Origin of the sequence: Neobacillus sp. NPDC093127 (assembly GCF_044754175.1) — a bacterium.
GTDB lineage: Bacteria > Bacillota > Bacilli > Bacillales > Cytobacillaceae > Neobacillus.
Window position 1 is genome coordinate 53,150 of the sequence record NZ_JBIVOP010000026.1, and the last position, 16,567, is coordinate 69,716.

The window sequence follows — 16,567 nt, forward strand, 5'->3', positions numbered from 1 at the left end:
GGTCTTTTTTTACTTAAAAATTGCTTTTGTCCCCGAAATGCTTCGTATAGTGTGCAACATTTTATTTACACCTTCAACGTAAAATAGGCTGTTAAATCAGTGACAACAACCTAAAAAATTCATATTTTGTTGGAGAGAGGACTCGAGGTACTTTAAAGTTTAATTTATACAAAACTGACAAATTACCTTCATTTCCACTCTCTTTCAGGTGCAACCTGTTGATTAAATACAAAGGGGAGGAAAAAATGCATAATTTTCAGAATGGTTTACAATCATTAGGAATGGATCATTACCAAGTGGGTGAATTAATTCCTATAGATCCTCAGAGCCAAGATGCGCGTGTGTTTGGAATGCGTTGCGGGGGCTTTGGTCGTTGCGGGGGCTTTGGTCGTTGCGGAGGTTTCGGTCGTTGCGGAGGTTTCGGTCGTTGTGGCTTTGGCTGTGGCGGTTTCCGTTGTGGCGGTTGTGGCTTTGGTTGTGGCGGCTGTGGCGGCTGCTTCGGTTTTAGCTGTTTCGGTATCGGTTTTGGTTGTTTTGGCTTCGGTCTTGGTTTTATTTAGTTGTTTTGGAGTCACAGAAAAAAATAGTTATTTTTTAATAAGAAAGTGCCCCCTGCATGGACATGTGCCGCAGGAGGCACTTCTTTTTGGTTAAGCATAATGGACAAATAAATGAACATAAAATGATAGTGCATAATTAGGATTGATTTGAATTAAGGAGGAGCTGAATGACAAAACTTAACTCGTCCACACGTTTAAAGGTCAAAAGGGATTCATTTTATCTGCCAGATTCAAAGGGTGGTGTGTATTTTAGAAATAACTTAAGTTCTTTCCGAATGGAAGGAAATACGATTTACCAATGGATTGAACAATTAGTACCGATGTTTAACGGCGAGCAATCATTGGGAGATTTAACAGAGGGATTAACGGCTCCGTATCGCAACAGGGTATATGAGATAGGAGAAACCTTGTACAAGAATGGCTTTGTTCGTGATGTTAGCCAAGATAGAACACATGATTTAAACCCTAAAGTCCTAGAAAAGTATGCTTCACAAATTGAATTTATTGAAAATTTCGTGGATTCTGGCGCCTACCGTTTTCAAGAATACCGTCAAGCTAAAGTTCTGGCTATCGGTTCTGGATTCTTTATGGTTTCATTGGCTGCTGCATTAATTGAATCGGGACTTCCCAAATTCCATTTCATGTTGACCGATTCAGTACCTACAAATCAATTGCGGATAAATGAGTTAGTACACAATGCCTACAATGCTGACTGTGAAGTGGAGGTAGAGCAGGTACCATATGGAAAAAAGGACGGAAGGAGTTTTTGGCAAGAAGCCTTGCATCCATATGATTGGATTCTATATGTCTCTCAGGATGGAAATGTAAAAGAACTAAAGGATCTGAATATGGTTTGCAAAGAGCAAAGGAAAGGATTTTTCCCCGCCATATGTTTAGACCAAGTGGGGCTTGCTGGTCCATTGGTCCATCCGGAATCAGAGGGATGCTGGGAGTCAGCATGGCGCCGAACCCATCAATCTTCATTGCAATTAGATCGTCAGCCGCAATCTTTCTCTACAACTGCCGGAGCCATTCTGGCCAATGTCACCGTATTCGAATTTTTCAAAAAGGCTGCAGGAATTGCCGGGTCCAATCAGAGTAGCCAAATTTACAAACTTGATCTTGAAACCCTGGAAGGAGACTGGATTTCATTCATTACACATCCATTGGTTACAAATAAAAGTATCTCTTCTGGACTGGTGGAAGATCTTGATCTAAGGATAAGGCAAGAAAGGAGTAAAAACGAACCCTCGAGTAACCTCTTGGAATATTTCAGTCTATTAACTTCGGAAGAAACAGGGATTTTCCATACCTGGGAGGAGCGAAACTTGAAACAACTTCCTCTTTCGCAGTGCTATGTTCAAGCGGTTAATCCAATGTCAGAGGGACCAGCAGACCTCCTGCCAGAGGTTGTCTGTTCAGGTTTTACACATGAGGAGGCAAAGAGGGAAGCGGGACTGACTGGTATTGAAATGTATGTTTCACAATTGATCAAGGGATGTAGTGATCAAAAAGAGAAGACTGGTGAAAACATACCAGGGGCTTTGATCGGCATTGGTGCAGGGGAAACAATTGAAGAGGCAGTTTGTCGCGGCTTGCATGACTATTTAGAGAAAGAATGGAGAAATAAAAAGCACGATCGACTGAAGCCTATTTTTCACGTACAACTGGGAGAAATTGAAGATCAACGCTGCAGATTTTATTTAAATGCCCTGACTACCTTAAATGGTGCACCGTCCATCGGTTTAGATAATGAAATACTGGGCTTCCCCGTAATATGGGTAAAGTCCGAGGGACGTTGGTACACAAGTACAGGGTTAAATACAACGCTTGCTTTACGGAGCGCATTACAACAAGCGCTTATGGATAAACAAAATCAGGTGCATGCAACCGAAAGGATAGCGGAGTCAGCTGTTTTTTTGAAAGAAAAGGAGTTTAAACTCGAAATCCCATCTTGTGAAGAAATGACACAATTGGAGCTATTACAATCATCCATTCAGGTCTTGAACCAGAACAGCAAACTTCTTTTCGTTTATGATCTTGCGTTCGAACCGTTTTTAAAACAGGAAATGGCAGGGGTGTATGGTGTTCAGGTTCGAGAGGAGGAATCCTAATGGCCGCCCATATTGTCATTGACGGAGAGGGTTTATTAGCGGATTATGTCTTTGATCAATTATCCAAAAATTATCTCGTAAGGCGTCAAAGCCAATTAGAAGAGGTTTCCGGAGAAACAGAATTAGCTCTGGTGCTGCACGATGGCTGGAATCCAGTCATTTATCAAAAAGCGGAAGAAAAATACAGGAACACAGGTATCCCGTGGCTGCGAGGTTTCGTTTCTTTTGGGGAGGGAATCATTGGACCTTTAGTGCGCCCCGATACACCGGGATGTTCTTGCTGCGCCGACATACGGCTTATTATAGCTGGATCCGATCAGAAAGAAAATTGGCAGCTACAACAAAGAATGGCAGCGGGAGAAGGTGTCATGCGAGATGCATGGGCATCAAGAACAGGACTTTTACAAATGGCAGCTTTGATATGTAACGAAGCGCAGAGGGTTCTTCAAGGAGAACCCAGCAATTTAGAAGAAAGATTGTTCATTATTAACCTAAGAACGTTAACCAATTATAGTCACCTTTTCTTGCCTAATCCCTTGTGCCCGATTTGCAGGCCATTACCTGATGATACTCCTGAATTAGCTCAAATTAGGTTAGAATCCAGCCCTAAAATTAATGGCAGTGGTTATCGCAGCCGTTCAATGGATGAATTTAAAACAGTACTGGTCAAAGACTATCTGGATTTTCGTACTGGTGTCATGAATGGAAAAATGCAGGATTTCACGCTGCCATTTGCTGATGTTTTAGTGAACATGCCGTTATTTGAAGCGGACGAGGGAGTCGCTGGCCGGTCTAATTCGTATGAAATGAGTGAGCTGACTGCCATTTTAGAGGGGTTGGAACGATATTGCGGGATCGAGCCCCGCGGCAAGAGGACGGTAGTTCGTGATAGTTATCGTAATTTAAAGCAAAATGCCCTAAATCCTACAAGAGTGGGTTTGCATGAAAAGGAACAATATGCAATGCCTCATTTTCCGTTTAAACCGTTTCATCCTGATGACCCAATGAATTGGGTCTGGGGCTATTCGTTTTTACAAGAACGTCCGATACTGGTTCCGGAGTTACTCGCCTATTACAGTTTGGGGTATGGGGAGGGCATTGTTTATGAAACCTCTAATGGATGTGCCTTAGGGGGGAGTTTAGAAGAAGCTATTTTTCATGCCATTATGGAGGTTGTCGAGCGAGATTCATTTTTGTTAACCTGGTATGCAAAACTTCCCCTTCCGCGTCTTGACCTTAGTTCGGCTAACGATAAAGAATTACAGCTGATGGTCGACCGTATGCGTGAGGTGGCGGGATATGACCTTCATTTTTACAATTCGACGATGGAACATGCGATTCCAAGCGTATGGGCAGTGGCAAAAAATAGAAGATCTAAGGGTGTAAACATCATTTGTGCAGCCGGAGCTAACCCTGATCCTATAAGGGCTGTAAAAAGCGCAATTTACGAGCTTGCGGGAATGATGGTGCATGATGAAAAATTGGAGGCAAACCAGCAGAAATATCAACATATGTTACAGAACCCGTATGAAGTACGTACCATGGAGGACCATGGTTTGCTCTACGGGCTGCGAGAAGCAGAGGAAAGGCTGAATTTTTTATTGGATGATCAACGTCCATTACGTACGTTTGCAGAAGAATTTAAGGAGCCGCCTGCAAATATTGATTTGCTTGAAGATCTTCAGGATATTCTTCAAAGGTTCCGCGAGTTAGATCTGGAGGTCATTGTGGTGGATCAAACGACACCGATAATCAAACGGAATGGATTATTCTGTGTGAAAGTATTAATCCCTGGGATGTTACCGATGACATTCGGACACCACCTGACCCGTGTGAAAGGGCTGGAGAGGGTCCTTAGTGTGCCAATGAAACTTGGATTTATCAAACAGCCATTATCGTATGAACAGCTTAATCCCTATCCCCACCCATTCCCATAATTGAAAAGTAGGAGGTGTAAGATTGGAGCTAGAAACATTTGTACATCATCTTCACTTTGATACGGGAAAAGTTGCTCCGCCAGATTGGCAAGTGGACTGGGAGGATGCACCGCTTCCTTATAAACTGTACCGCGGCTTACCAGAGATTCCACTGAGTGCAGATGTACCATTAACTTTGAGCGGACGGGAAGATCAGGCAGAACCTAGTCTGCAGGAGCTAGGTCATTTCTTATGGTATGTGTATGGCATTACTCAATACGCTCAATCCGCTTTAATCGAGGACACCGAGGGAAAAACTGCTGTGAGTTATGCACAGTTATTCCGCCGATTTGTACCCTCTGGCGGGGCGTTATATCCCAATGAATTATATGTGTATGTAAAGCTGAAGGACGCACCAATGGGAATTTACCATTATGATGCGGCACATCACCGCCTCCTTTTGCTGCGAGAAGGAAATTACGATTCCTACTTATCAAGGAGTCTTGGGAATAGCTGTGATCTTTCTGACTGTTTCTGTACTGTTTTTGTCTCGACGCTCTTTTGGAAAAATTTTTATAAATACAATAACTTTTCCTACAGGCTCCAAGGGTTAGATGCAGGTGTGTTAATTGGGCAATCTTTAGAAGTGGGCACTGCGATGGGGTTTTCATCTCTGGTATGCTACCAATTTCTTGATCAGTCTATTAATCATTTGCTTGGGCTGTCCGATCAGGATGAAAGTGTATATGCAGTTATTCCATTATCTGTTAATCCATTTAACAATAGTGTTGAAGACGAACATAATAGAGGGGAGATTGTTTCTGCCACTGAATTATGTCGGGAAGTGCCACTATTGGAGCATGTTTCCTATACCCGTTCAAAGAGGGTTATTGATTATCCGATGCTCAGAAAAATGAATGAGGCATCGATGTATGAAACAACAGAGTCGTTTGTGAAGATAAAGAAAGATAGTAGTGTGAAACTTTCCTTAGATTCGGAAATGCTCTTGCTTCCCTTTGCTGAGCGCTTTTCTTACGATCTCGCATCCGTTTTTAGAGAACGGCATTCTCCTGATATTGATTTTATGATGGGTAAAGTTAGTCAAACGCAACTATCCACTTTGTTAAGAGAGACATTTTCCTTACCGTATCAGAATGACCTTGACGACAGATATGGGAATGCAGAGACCCGGGTTTCTTTATACGGCAGTTTTTATAACGTGGAGGGAGTTCCCAATGGTGCTTACGCTTATGACAAAAGCGCTCATGCACTTCGGAGAATAACTCAAGGGGATTTTCGGGAGTTTTTACAATATGGATTAACAATGCCCAATATAAATCTGTATCAAGTTCCGCTAGTTCTGCATGTTGTGGGAGACAAGGAACACCTCAAAAAGGAATTGGGATATCGAGGATACCGCATTCAACAAATGGAAACGGGCATATTCGTGCAACGATTGCTCTTGTTGTCGTGTGGCTTAGGAATGGGAGGGCACCCACTATTAGGATTTGATGCGAACCAATGTGATGAACTTTATAGAATTAATTCGAAAGGAAAAACCAGCTTGATCCAAATCCCGGTGGGGCCATACCGGCCCCGCGCCTGGTTAAAAGGAAGGTTGCTTAGCTAGGAGAGACATGGATAACATTTATTAATTTAAAGGCTCTTAACCGGCTGGTTGGGGGTCTTTTTTACATAAGAAAACGGATATGATTTTTACTCAATATCCGTTTAGTCTACTAATTGATTTTTCACCGCATATAGGGCAGCTTGTGTCCGGTCAGCCAGTTCGAGCTTTGATAAAAGGTTGGATACATGTGTTTTAACAGTTTTTTCTGTAATGAATAATGAGGCGGCAATTTCTTTGTTGCTTTTTCCTTTAGCAATTTCTTTTAAAACATCCAGCTCTCTTTTGGTTAATTCCTCTAGTAAATTTCTTTCCTGTTTGCTTTTATTGGACAAATTGGCCAGGAGATGCGAAGTAGCTGTCGGATGCAGCTGGTTTTCTCCGCTGATGATTTTTTTGATTGATGTGACAAGTTCATCAGGCTGGATGTCCTTTAACTGGAATCCGGAAGCACCTGCTTCAAGCGCGGGGATGACATGGTCTTGATCTGAAAAGCTGGTCAACATCAAAATTTTGATTTCAGGATGCTTGTTTTTAATCAACCTTGTTGCTTGAATTCCGTCCATTTCAGGCATCACCAAGTCCATTAGAATAATATCCGGCTTTAGTAACTTTGCCAGCTCAACGGCTTCCTTTCCATTTGCGGCTTCCCCGATAATGTCAAGCCCTTTTTGGGTGCGAAGAAAAAAGACGAGGCCTCTTCTAACAACATGATGGTCATCAGCTATTAATACGCGTATATTCACTAGAATTCCCCCTAGAACGGAATGTGGATCTGTATTTCTGTCCCGCTTCCCGGCATACTTGTTATTTGAAACGTCCCACATAACGCTTCAGTCCGTGTTTTCATATTTTTTAATCCCAATGAGGGGATCGTATGATTTTGGTCATAATGGAAGCCACAGCCTCCATCCTTGATTGTCATCACCACCCCATCATTGGAAGCATCGAAAAATAAAACCGCTTCTGTTGTCTGGGAATGCTTTTTACAATTGGCAAGGGCCTCCTGGCCGATCCGCCACAACGCTTCCTCCACCTTTCCAGAAATGCTTGCTACTCCTGTCACCTTGGTTTCAATCGACAGGCCAAGCATATCGGCATAACTTTTCAAGGCACTTACCAATCCATTTTCCAGACCACGCGGGCGGAGCTGCCAGATTAATGCTCTCATTTCCCTAAGAGCTTCCTGGGCCAAATCCTGCATATAACTAAACGTTTGTTTTACTTCATTATTTTGTGTCATTTCAACTCCTGCCCTTGCGGTAAGACTGAGGGAAAATAAAAGCTGATTAACGGAATCGTGCAGATCCCTCGCCAGCCGATTTCGTTCGGCAGCAAGCGCTGTCTCTTGTTCCCGCTGGGTCAGTTTGATTCGTTTCAAGGCAGTCCCGATTTGATAGGCAACCGCTTCGAGCAAAGCAAGTTCGTTTTTCTGAAAATGCGTTTTGTTTGGCGAACCTACATTTAATATGCCGAACCGTTCCTGACCAGCCCGTAGCGGGACCGTAGCATGATGGGTCAGGCCGCACGTTTCACCGGCATTCTCTGCAATAGCATCCTCAATTCGTTTACATTCCATAATATTCGATGCTTTATTTAGTTGTCGATTATTGTATTTATTTACGCACCAGCACTTACCCTGGCACATCCTTTGTTTATCGTCATTTGCTAAAGCAGGTGGCAGGGCTTCATCGGCTGCGAGCTGATGGCTGCCATTTTCATCAATTAAAAAGATCCAGCCTGTTTGCAGTCCAGTCACATGGAGAAGTCTTTTCAAAACACCAGACAACACCGCATTGGTATCTGTTCCTTCATTTAAAAGCTCCGCGATTTCCTTTAAAATGCTGATTTCCTCGTATCCAGTCTCTATAGACATTGCAGTTTCCCCTCTGCTTTGAAGTATCTACTTTTATTATAGCTTATTTACAATCTTCAGACTTCTACTGTTGGGGCAACGGGCAATTTTCTTTTAAACAGGTCTTGTCTGCAAAAATTCTATTGTTTCCTGATCATGTCCTTCATAAAAAACAGTTTGCCAGCCATTCTCTAGTTTGTATGGTCCTTCTATTTTTCGGCTGGCATCAAACCGGTTGATTATTTCGGCGAGATCAAATACCTCAATACAAATATGATTCGTTTTATCGTTTTCCTGGCGCCCAGAGATTAACTCAAGTCTGAAGTCCCCTAAGGCAAGAAACACAATCTCTTCCCCGAGGAAAAACATTCTGCATTCTTCCTGAAAGCCCAAGTAATTTTTATAAAAAGCGACAGACTCCTCCAGATTGTTCACTTCTAAACCAAAATGATGGACTCGCATGAAAGAGGCCCCCCAATCATATAATTAGATTCATATCGCCAAATTCATGCCATAAATAGCCGGCATTGATGGCTTGATTATAGGCATTGAGTAAGTGACGTTCAGATATTAAGGCAGAAAGCATATCGAGGTGGCTGGCCTTCGGTTCATGCAATCCTGTAATGATTCCATCTGCAATTTTTAAAGGGTATTGTTGATTGATATATAGGTTTGTCATCCCTGATAGCGCTTCGTTCTTAGCTGCAGTCTCAAGAGCCCGAACCACTGTCGTACCAACCGCGATTACCTTATTACCGGCCAGTTTTGCTTCGAGAATCCTCTCCATTGTACTCTCAGAGATATGATACTCCTCATCATTATCTTCGGGTGTTTGAATCAATCTATCATCAAGCAAATAGCTCAACCCTGTATGCAATTGGATAAAATCAACCTGTATATTTTTGCGCTTCAATTCAAATAACAGCTCCCAGCTAAAGGCCCTGCCGGCAGAAGGCATCTCCACTGAACCGGGATGGCTGGCAAAAACCGTTTGATAGTAATCCAATTCCCATGGCTGCTCAATATATTCATAACGGACCGGCTCGCCTAAGGCATAGATAATATTGAATAGATCCGTTCCTTTTTTTGAAAAATGAATGAGCTTAAGTGGGGAATTCGCCTTTTCACCGATCACCGTTGCAGATAATTCTGGTGAAAATTGCAAAATATCGCCTGTTTTAACAGTGTTTGCTACAATAAGCGCTTCCCACATATCTTCGCCACGGCGCCTTGCCAGCCGGATTTCAACCTTTGGTGCGATAGGTACAGTGTTTCTTAACCATTTGGCCTGTAAAACCGCAGGTATGGTGCGGCTATTATTTAAAATAACCAGGTCCCCGGGCTGGAGATAATCTGCTAAGTGAAAGAAACGGTCATGTTTGATTTCTCCCGTTGTCCGGTCCAGCACCATCATCCGGACATGATCTCTTCGCAAGCCTCGTTTTTCTGGAGGATGGGAAGCATTAAGTTCATCTGGAAGGTAAAAATCCAACGCTTTAATCGCTGCCATTCCTTACACCTCCTCTGACTGGGCGGCAAACCGCTGGCCATTAATTCCTGCTGCCTTATCTGAAGCGAGATATAAAAATACGTGTACAACATCTTCCGGTTTAGCCAATGGGTAATCGCAATCGGGAACAGCTAATTGGTGCATGTTTGTGTCCATTTCTCCCGGATCGACCATGTTGACGCGGACGTTGGTCTCACTTAATTCATCTGCCCACGTTTGCGTGAGGCCCTCAACGGCAAATTTTGAAATTCCATATGCGCCCCAACCCGCAAATCCCGTATTACCTGCTTCGGATGTTACATTGATAATCGATCCTTGATTCCGTTCCAGCATACCCGGAATTACTCTTCTCGTTACAAGAAAAGGCGAAACTGCATTCACGCGAAGCACCTCGGCAAAGTCCTCTTCAGGGTAATCGAGAAGCAGTGGCATTGGACTTGGCCCTAAAATAGAAGCATTATTGATCAGGACATCAATATGGCCATATTCCTCCTCAGCCAGCGCAACGAATCGCTCCACATCCCTCGATTTGGAAATATCAGCGGTAACCGCCAGTACTTCAGCACCGAAACCCTTGGCATCTTCCTTCACTCTTAGTAGGTTTTCCGCAGACCTTGCACATATCGCCAACTTTGCTCCTTCTTTTGCAAATGCCAATGTTAACGCCCTGCCCAAACCTTTGGAGGCCCCAGTAATCATTACAACTTTATTTTTCATAAATGTGTTCTCCCCTTCATAACTTGATGTCTTAAGCATACTGGTTTCTTCCAAATCCCCCCTCAGAAAAAAGCTTGAACTTTATCTACAACTTTTGGAGGAGAAAAGGGACAAACAAGTCTTTTATTAGGTTTTCAAAGAACAAATCCAATTGGAATAAGAGTGAAATGAAACAGGCGTCCAATAGAGCGGTTCTAATGGACAAAACCAGTTGGAAAAGGAGTGAAACCGTCTAATAGAGCGGTTCTAATGGACAAAACCAGTTGGAAAAAGAATGAAATTGTCCAATAGAGCTGTTCTAATGGACTAAACCAGTTGGAAAAAGAGGAAATTGTCCTTTAGGTGGATTCCAAAGGACAAAATGGGTTGGGGCCGGCTTTAATTGGGATCGTACTCACAGGAATAAAAAATTGGAAAAAGCCACTTTGCATTTCTTATGAACGCGGGATAAAGACTAGTTCTAAGAGGTGAAAATGAAGTGACTGTGATTACATCCTTTAAAGAAAAGAGACGAGAAAAACAAATAAAATACGAGCGCTCCGTATTGAAGGAGTTATCGATCAATACATTGAAAGAAAGAGTACGACAATACTTTGGGTCGACAAAAATCGCCTCAAGCTTTGTGATGAATACAGGAATCGAGGAAGCTTGTTACGATGTGGCACTGGAAGCCTTCTTATTAGGAGCAAAATTCAGCAAGTTTGGCTATTATGGCGAGGATATGGAAGCAGTGCGCTTACGCTGCTTTCGCGAAGAAAAACACCTTATTGATACGCTGTACAACTTTTTACTCTATTGGGGAAATGGAGAGGAAGGCACCATGAGTGAATCCCTTTACTACCTATGCGAACAATATATTCACGTCTGGTGGCGGGAAGGTTACGAAAAAGGCCAAAGGCGCCACAAGCTTCGACTTCACTAACATGATTAAAATTGTACTTTTACTTTGATAACTGTCCAGCTTCAGCGCCTAGGGGATCGGGTCATAAGCCAATCCGTCAAGAAGGCTAAAAAAACAGCCTTCTCGCCGGCCCGTCTTATGCCTGTCGCCCCTGAGCAAGGCGCTTCCGCTTTTCTTTCCTACAGTTCTAAAACCGCTCCTTGTCCCATATATTTTATTGAAACAGGGACGAGCGGGAAGGAATGATTTGGGTTGTCAAAGCGCAGATTGAAAATTATCAGCTTTATTGCAGGATTACTTGTGTTATTTCTTATACTACAGCATGATTTTTCCGAAAATAATTCATGGAATTCATGGAATCTGCCATTATCAGGGAAGATCATCTTGCTTGATGCAGGACACGGCGGACCGGATGGCGGAGCTGGAACTGGCAAAACGCTTGAGAAGGACATTGCCTTAGAAATTACGCTTAAAGTCAGGGATTATCTTCAGGAGCAGGGCGCCCTAGTTATTATGACGAGGGAAACAGATAAAGACCTGGCCGCCCCTGATGTAAAGGGCTACAGTAGAAGAAAAGTTGAGGATTTGAAACAGCGATTAAAAATGATTAATAGCTCCGATAATGACTTTTTTGTCAGCATCCATCTAAATGCGATTCCATCAGCTAGATGGAGCGGTGCCCAAACCTTCTATACACCCCATCATAAGGAAAATGCCAGAGCGGCTAAATTTATTCAGGAAGAACTCCGTAAGAACTTGGAGAATACAACTCGAAAAGCGAAGCCAATCAATAATGTTTATATCTTAAAGCATGCTAAAAAACCAGGAATATTGGTTGAAGTTGGCTTTCTTTCCAATCCAACAGAAAAGGAATTGTTAAAAACTGAGCCCTACCAGAATAAGGTAGCCGCATCGATAAATAATGGTATTATGCGTTATTTTACGAATGAAAAGGAATTAAAGGAAACTGATTAAGGAAGGCGGGCAACCGTCCTCCTTTTTTATCGGCTGTTTCCTATTTTTTGATAGGAATTATAGTGTGATTCATTTAACTGTTTCTTTGCTTAGTTATGATATACTTAGGTATGGAAACGAATTCAAAAGGTGAGGTGTTTTTTTATGTTAACAGAAGTGAGCGTCCGTGAGGTTGTTGGCAGCCTCAAAGAACCATTTTTACATAAGACATTAGCTGAATTAAATGCAATTGAGGAAGTTAAGATTAAGGAAGAAAAGAACCATGTCAGCGTCAAGATAGGAATTGCAAGAACGGGGACGAGCGAACAATTACAGCTGCAAACCCAGATTGTTAACGTATTAAAAGAAGCCGGAGCGGCAACGGTGGGAATCCGTTTCAGCGAGCTTCCTGAAGAGGTTTTAGCTGCACACCGACATGCTGAACCAGAAAAGAAAGATAAAAACCTGCTGAATTCCGATCAAACAACATTTATTGCAATCGCGAGCGGAAAAGGCGGCGTGGGTAAATCAACGGTATCTGTTAACCTCGCTGTTGCCCTTGCGCGTCTTGGTAAAAAAGTAGGACTCATTGATGCTGATATTTATGGTTTCAGCGTTCCTGATATGATGGGAATTACACAACGGCCGGTTGTTCGCGGCGAAAAGATTATCCCTGTAGAACGATTTGGCGTCCAAGTGATTTCCATGGGCTTTTTTGTCGAGGATAACGCCCCAATTATTTGGCGCGGCCCGATGCTGGGTAAAATGTTAAACAGCTTCTTCAATGAAGTTGAGTGGGGAGAAATCGATTATTTACTATTAGACTTACCGCCGGGTACCGGGGATGTGGCCTTAGATGTTCACACCATGCTGCCAGCATGTAAGGAAATTATCGTCACTACACCGCATCCAACAGCAGCCTTTGTGGCGGCGCGTGCCGGTGCGATGGCGCTTCGTACGGAGCATGAGGTGCTTGGTGTCATTGAAAATATGGCTTACTTTGAAAGCAAGTTAACCGGTGAAAAAGAATATGTATTTGGCCAAGGCGGCGGTGATAAATTGGCGGAAGAATTGAATACAGAGGTGCTTGGGCGCCTGCCGCTGAACCAGCCGGATTGGAATGATGAAGACTTTGCTCCTTCTGTGTATCAGGAAGATCACCAGATTGGAAAAATTTATTTAGAAATTGCCGAAAAGACGGTAAGCCTGTTGAAAAAGTAAAAAAGTAAAACCTCTTCCAGCGGGAGAGGTTTTTACTTTTTAGAAATGCTCCTATCTTTTTTAAGAGCCGCCACCGCCGCCGCCTTGCTCACCGCTGGATTTACTGTCGCCTTGGTCTCCTTTACTGCCACTTTCCTTGCTTTTCATGTCCTCTGCCGCTTTTAGCAGAATCTCTTGCATTTTAACCTTAAATAGGGGACTATCGACCGTCTCCGTAATGACCTTCTGAAGATGTTCGCGGTATTCTTTGCTTTTTAGGGCATCTGCCAGCTCTTTCTGAATTTCGGGTTCTTTAAAAACCTCAATCATCATTCCTCTGTATTCGGGATCATTCATTAATTCCTTTAATAATTTTTCATTTTCGGACCTCATGTTTTTCGCTACACCTTGAGCAAATTTTGGATCATTAAAGGTCTTTTTCCAAAACTCAGTCGCTTTATCTGATGTAAGGGTTTGTTGAATGGTGTCGGAGACCACCTTTTGGTCCATAACCAGCTTTTCCTTCATTTTGTCATCGGACATGACCTCTTGAATCGCTTTCTTTCCGTCGTCTGTTTTTAGGATATCGACAACCATTTTCTTGGTCTGATCGTAATCTATTTGCCCTCCACTGCTTGTATCACCCGACGAACAGCTCGTCAAGAACACCATGATGGGCAGGAGGAGCACTATATTTTTTACTTTCATTTTCAAGCTCCTTTCACATAAGAATCCTTAATTTTATAATGAAGAAAATCAGCGAAGATTATTCGTAAGTAACGCAAATTATGGATTTTTCAAATCGGGCTTGGTACAATCAGTAGGGAATTTATTTTACTAGCATGGGGGTTTATTGTGTGACAAGCCGTAATTTGGTAAAACTGTTTTGGAACACATTATTAGTTGGCGGGGTCACGACGGCTATTGTGGGATTGTTTGTGCGCTGGCATGAATTGCAGCCTTATTTTGTACATTTAAAAATTGGCGATATTATTTCGGCCCTTATTTGGTTAATTGTTATGGGATTTCTCTTTAGCGTCATCAGTCAAATGGGCTTTTTCGCCTATTTAACCATTCATCGGTTTGGTTTAGGAATCTTTAAATCCGCTGCCCTTTGGAATGGAATTCAGGTTGTCCTAATATTATTTGGGTTATTTGATTTAGTTTATTTACGTTATGTAAACTTTGCCAAGCCGGGAGATTCTATTCTGCTTTATTTTGTTCCCGCACTGTTGCTGCTTGTTGCCGGGCAAATTGCTGCTTGGATAAAAAGTAAACAAACCAATCGGGAGGCGTTTATTCCCACACTTTTCTTTATGGTTGTTGCAACGTTAGTGGAGTGGGTTCCGGTTCTTAGAATAAATTCACAGAATTGGTTCTATTTAATGCTGTTTGCCTTATTGGCCTGTAATGCCTACCAAGTATTAATCCTTCATAAACTTAATAAGAAATCAGAACAGGAAAGACAACAACGTAAAAGCGAATCTGGTAACAAAGCGAAAAATAGTAAGAAAATGAACAAAAAACCGTCCATTTAAAGCAATGGCCGGTTTTTTATAGTTTTCAGAAATTGCATCAATGAATTTTGAGAATTGTCCAGCTCCAGCGCCCAACGGCTAGTAGACTTCGCTCTTCTCCCTACGATAAGTCAACATCGATTCGCTCCGCTCATCGTGTTTCCTTTATCTCAGTCGAAGCGCTCCAGTCTATACGCCGCTAAACGGGCGCTTGCGCTTTTCGATTTAGTTAATTGCCTTTGAATGAATTTCTCCGTTCGCGATCATTTCAGAAACCGATACAAGCTTTAGCCCCTTTTGACGGATATCCTCTAATATCAGTGGGAGCGCCTTCGCAGTTTGTTTGGCTGAATCTGAGGCATGGAGTAGAATAATATCGCCCTTATCAGCCTTTTTTACATTTTCCACAATCTTTGCAACTCCGGGATTTTGCCAATCCTTTGAATCAATCCGCCAATGGGCCACCGTATACCCATATCTTTTAGCGATATTCAAGGTCCGTTTATCGAAATGTCCAGTTGGTGCCCGCAGAAGTTTTATATCCTTCACATTTAACTTTTTAAAGACTTCCTGAGCTTTTGAAATGTCCTGACCAATTTTAACATCCACGACATCCATGTAGTCTACGTATTCGTAACCAAGAATCCCAATTTCAAACCCATCCTTTACAATTCGAGTGACGATGTCAGGGTGCTGTTCAGCCCATGACCCTGCCAAGAAAAACGTGGCCGACTTAACATTCTCTTTTTTAAGTATGTCTAAAATCGGTTCAGCCTTCTCATCGCCCCAGCCAATATTAAAGGTGAGTGCAAGATCCTTTTCACCGCGATAAACGGCTTTCGGCCCATCCTTGGTTGAAAAGACCGGTATTTGTGCATGGTTTTCCATGTAAAGAAACCCAGCGGTAAAAAAAGCAGCTATCAAAATAAGTACAATGTTTTTCAAAGATTTTCCGTTTACAATTAAAAAGAATTTCATCTGGCTCCCACCTCGTCCAATACCATCCTTGTCTAATACCTATGCTTGTATGATTAAAATTATGATTTAAGATTTTTATAATAAAAATTTCAATTATTGGAAAAGACTACTATAACTAAATTCTTCCGCTGGAGGTTATTCAATGTTTGGACTTCTAATAAACGAAAAAGAAGTAAAAGAAATGGAATACCTTATTAAAAGAGAAATGGATGAAATATTATTTGATTTACGGGATGAACGTATTGATCAAATCGTGAAAAGAGCAATGGAAGAAAGATATAAAATCTTATTTACATTATTTAGACGGGTTGCTTCACCAAATGAATGTTTAAAATATATGAGGAGAGGAAAGAAGGACAGGAAAAAGGGATAATGATTAATATTGAAGAATTTCTTCTACCAAATATTTTTAAGAAAATGCGTTGACATTTATTTATTATCTTGTTATATTAATAAACGTCGCTGATGACGTATTAAATAACTTTGAAAAAAGTCATTGACATTACGGTCAACGGATGTTATATTAATAAAGTCGCTTTTGAGCGATGATAACAATTTGTTCTTTGAAAACTAAACAAACAAAAACGTCAACAAACAATATTTTTTAGTTTCATTATATGAAGCTAAGCCAACGTAACAAATGAGCTAATCAACTTTCTTGGAGAGTTTGATCCTGGCTCAGGACGAACGCTGGCGGCGTGCCTAATACATGCAAGTC

16 protein-coding genes and 1 rRNA gene are annotated in these 16,567 nt (G+C 42.0%); 10 read left to right on the plus strand and 7 right to left on the minus strand.

The genetic code is table 11. From position 1 onward, the window contains the following. Window positions 1-218 precede the first annotated feature (218 nt). From ACIQCO_RS24725 to ACIQCO_RS24740, 4 genes are all read left to right on the plus strand, one after another. On the plus strand, window positions 219-560 hold the full coding sequence (locus ACIQCO_RS24725; protein ID WP_400434240.1) for a heterocycloanthracin/sonorensin family bacteriocin: 342 nt from the start codon (window positions 219-221) through the stop codon (window positions 558-560). A gap of 167 nt (window positions 561-727) precedes the next feature. Then, window positions 728-2,674 carry a putative thiazole-containing bacteriocin maturation protein gene (locus tag ACIQCO_RS24730; RefSeq protein WP_400434243.1) on the plus strand — a complete coding sequence of 649 codons (1,947 nt, stop codon included), beginning with the start codon at window positions 728-730 and terminating at the stop codon, window positions 2,672-2,674. After that, entirely contained in the window at window positions 2,674-4,611 is a 1,938-nt protein-coding gene (locus ACIQCO_RS24735; protein ID WP_400434246.1) for a TOMM precursor leader peptide-binding protein, read from the plus strand. The genes ACIQCO_RS24730 and ACIQCO_RS24735 overlap by 1 nt, the downstream gene beginning before the upstream one ends. 22 nt (window positions 4,612-4,633) lie before the next feature. Then, the gene (locus tag ACIQCO_RS24740; protein WP_400434249.1) at window positions 4,634-6,220 is read left to right on the plus strand and encodes a SagB family peptide dehydrogenase; all 1,587 of its coding nucleotides are present in this window, start codon (window positions 4,634-4,636) and stop codon (window positions 6,218-6,220) included. A 101-nt stretch (window positions 6,221-6,321) separates the two neighbouring features. Here ACIQCO_RS24740 and ACIQCO_RS24745 read toward each other — a convergent pair whose 3' ends face one another. The 5 genes from ACIQCO_RS24745 to ACIQCO_RS24765 form a co-directional block, all read right to left on the minus strand. Then, window positions 6,322-6,963: a response regulator gene (locus ACIQCO_RS24745; protein WP_400434252.1), complete on the minus strand. Its 642-nt coding sequence runs from the start codon at window positions 6,961-6,963 to the stop codon at window positions 6,322-6,324. 11 nt (window positions 6,964-6,974) lie between these two features. Further along, window positions 6,975-8,093, minus strand: coding sequence for a GAF domain-containing sensor histidine kinase (locus ACIQCO_RS24750; protein WP_400434255.1), 1,119 nt, complete (start codon window positions 8,091-8,093; stop codon window positions 6,975-6,977). Window positions 8,094-8,186: 93 nt separating this feature from the next. After that, window positions 8,187-8,534: a VOC family protein gene (locus ACIQCO_RS24755; protein ID WP_400434258.1), complete on the minus strand. Its 348-nt coding sequence runs from the start codon at window positions 8,532-8,534 to the stop codon at window positions 8,187-8,189. Between the two features lie 16 nt (window positions 8,535-8,550). Beyond that, window positions 8,551-9,582 (minus strand): S-adenosylmethionine:tRNA ribosyltransferase-isomerase, encoded by a 1,032-nt coding sequence (locus ACIQCO_RS24760; protein ID WP_400434261.1) that lies wholly within the window; start codon window positions 9,580-9,582, stop codon window positions 8,551-8,553. 3 nt (window positions 9,583-9,585) lie between these two features. Further along, window positions 9,586-10,299 (minus strand): SDR family NAD(P)-dependent oxidoreductase, encoded by a 714-nt coding sequence (locus ACIQCO_RS24765; RefSeq protein WP_400434264.1) that lies wholly within the window; start codon window positions 10,297-10,299, stop codon window positions 9,586-9,588. A gap of 478 nt (window positions 10,300-10,777) precedes the next feature. On the opposite strand from ACIQCO_RS24765, the gene ACIQCO_RS24770 reads away from it, so the two are divergent. The 3 genes from ACIQCO_RS24770 (at window position 10,778) to ACIQCO_RS24780 (ending at window position 13,375) form a co-directional block, all read left to right on the plus strand. Beyond that, complete coding sequence (locus ACIQCO_RS24770) at window positions 10,778-11,221, plus strand: YbaK family protein (RefSeq protein ID WP_387319209.1); 444 nt, start codon at window positions 10,778-10,780, stop codon at window positions 11,219-11,221. Window positions 11,222-11,467: 246 nt separating this feature from the next. After that, on the plus strand, window positions 11,468-12,175 hold the full coding sequence (gene cwlD, locus ACIQCO_RS24775; RefSeq protein WP_400434268.1) for an N-acetylmuramoyl-L-alanine amidase CwlD: 708 nt from the start codon (window positions 11,468-11,470) through the stop codon (window positions 12,173-12,175). A 144-nt stretch (window positions 12,176-12,319) separates the two neighbouring features. Continuing rightward, complete coding sequence (locus ACIQCO_RS24780; RefSeq protein WP_400434271.1) at window positions 12,320-13,375, plus strand: Mrp/NBP35 family ATP-binding protein; 1,056 nt, start codon at window positions 12,320-12,322, stop codon at window positions 13,373-13,375. Window positions 13,376-13,435: 60 nt separating this feature from the next. Here the strand turns inward: ACIQCO_RS24780 and gerD are convergent, their stop codons facing one another. Then, window positions 13,436-14,062 (minus strand): spore germination lipoprotein GerD, encoded by a 627-nt coding sequence (gerD, locus tag ACIQCO_RS24785; RefSeq protein WP_400434274.1) that lies wholly within the window; start codon window positions 14,060-14,062, stop codon window positions 13,436-13,438. A gap of 149 nt (window positions 14,063-14,211) precedes the next feature. Here gerD and ACIQCO_RS24790 point away from each other — a divergent pair, with 149 nt between their 5' ends. After that, on the plus strand, window positions 14,212-14,892 hold the full coding sequence (locus tag ACIQCO_RS24790) for a KinB-signaling pathway activation protein (RefSeq protein ID WP_400434277.1): 681 nt from the start codon (window positions 14,212-14,214) through the stop codon (window positions 14,890-14,892). Window positions 14,893-15,096: 204 nt separating this feature from the next. Here ACIQCO_RS24790 and pdaB read toward each other — a convergent pair whose 3' ends face one another. Next, window positions 15,097-15,849, minus strand: a complete 753-nt coding sequence (gene pdaB / locus ACIQCO_RS24795; RefSeq protein ID WP_400434280.1) for a polysaccharide deacetylase family sporulation protein PdaB — start codon at window positions 15,847-15,849, stop codon at window positions 15,097-15,099. 142 nt (window positions 15,850-15,991) lie between these two features. Here pdaB and ACIQCO_RS24800 point away from each other — a divergent pair, with 142 nt between their 5' ends. Continuing rightward, window positions 15,992-16,222, plus strand: coding sequence for a hypothetical protein (locus ACIQCO_RS24800; protein WP_400434282.1), 231 nt, complete (start codon window positions 15,992-15,994; stop codon window positions 16,220-16,222). 282 nt (window positions 16,223-16,504) lie between these two features. Continuing rightward, a 16S ribosomal RNA gene (locus tag ACIQCO_RS24805) occupies window positions 16,505-16,567 on the plus strand; the annotation flags it as partial.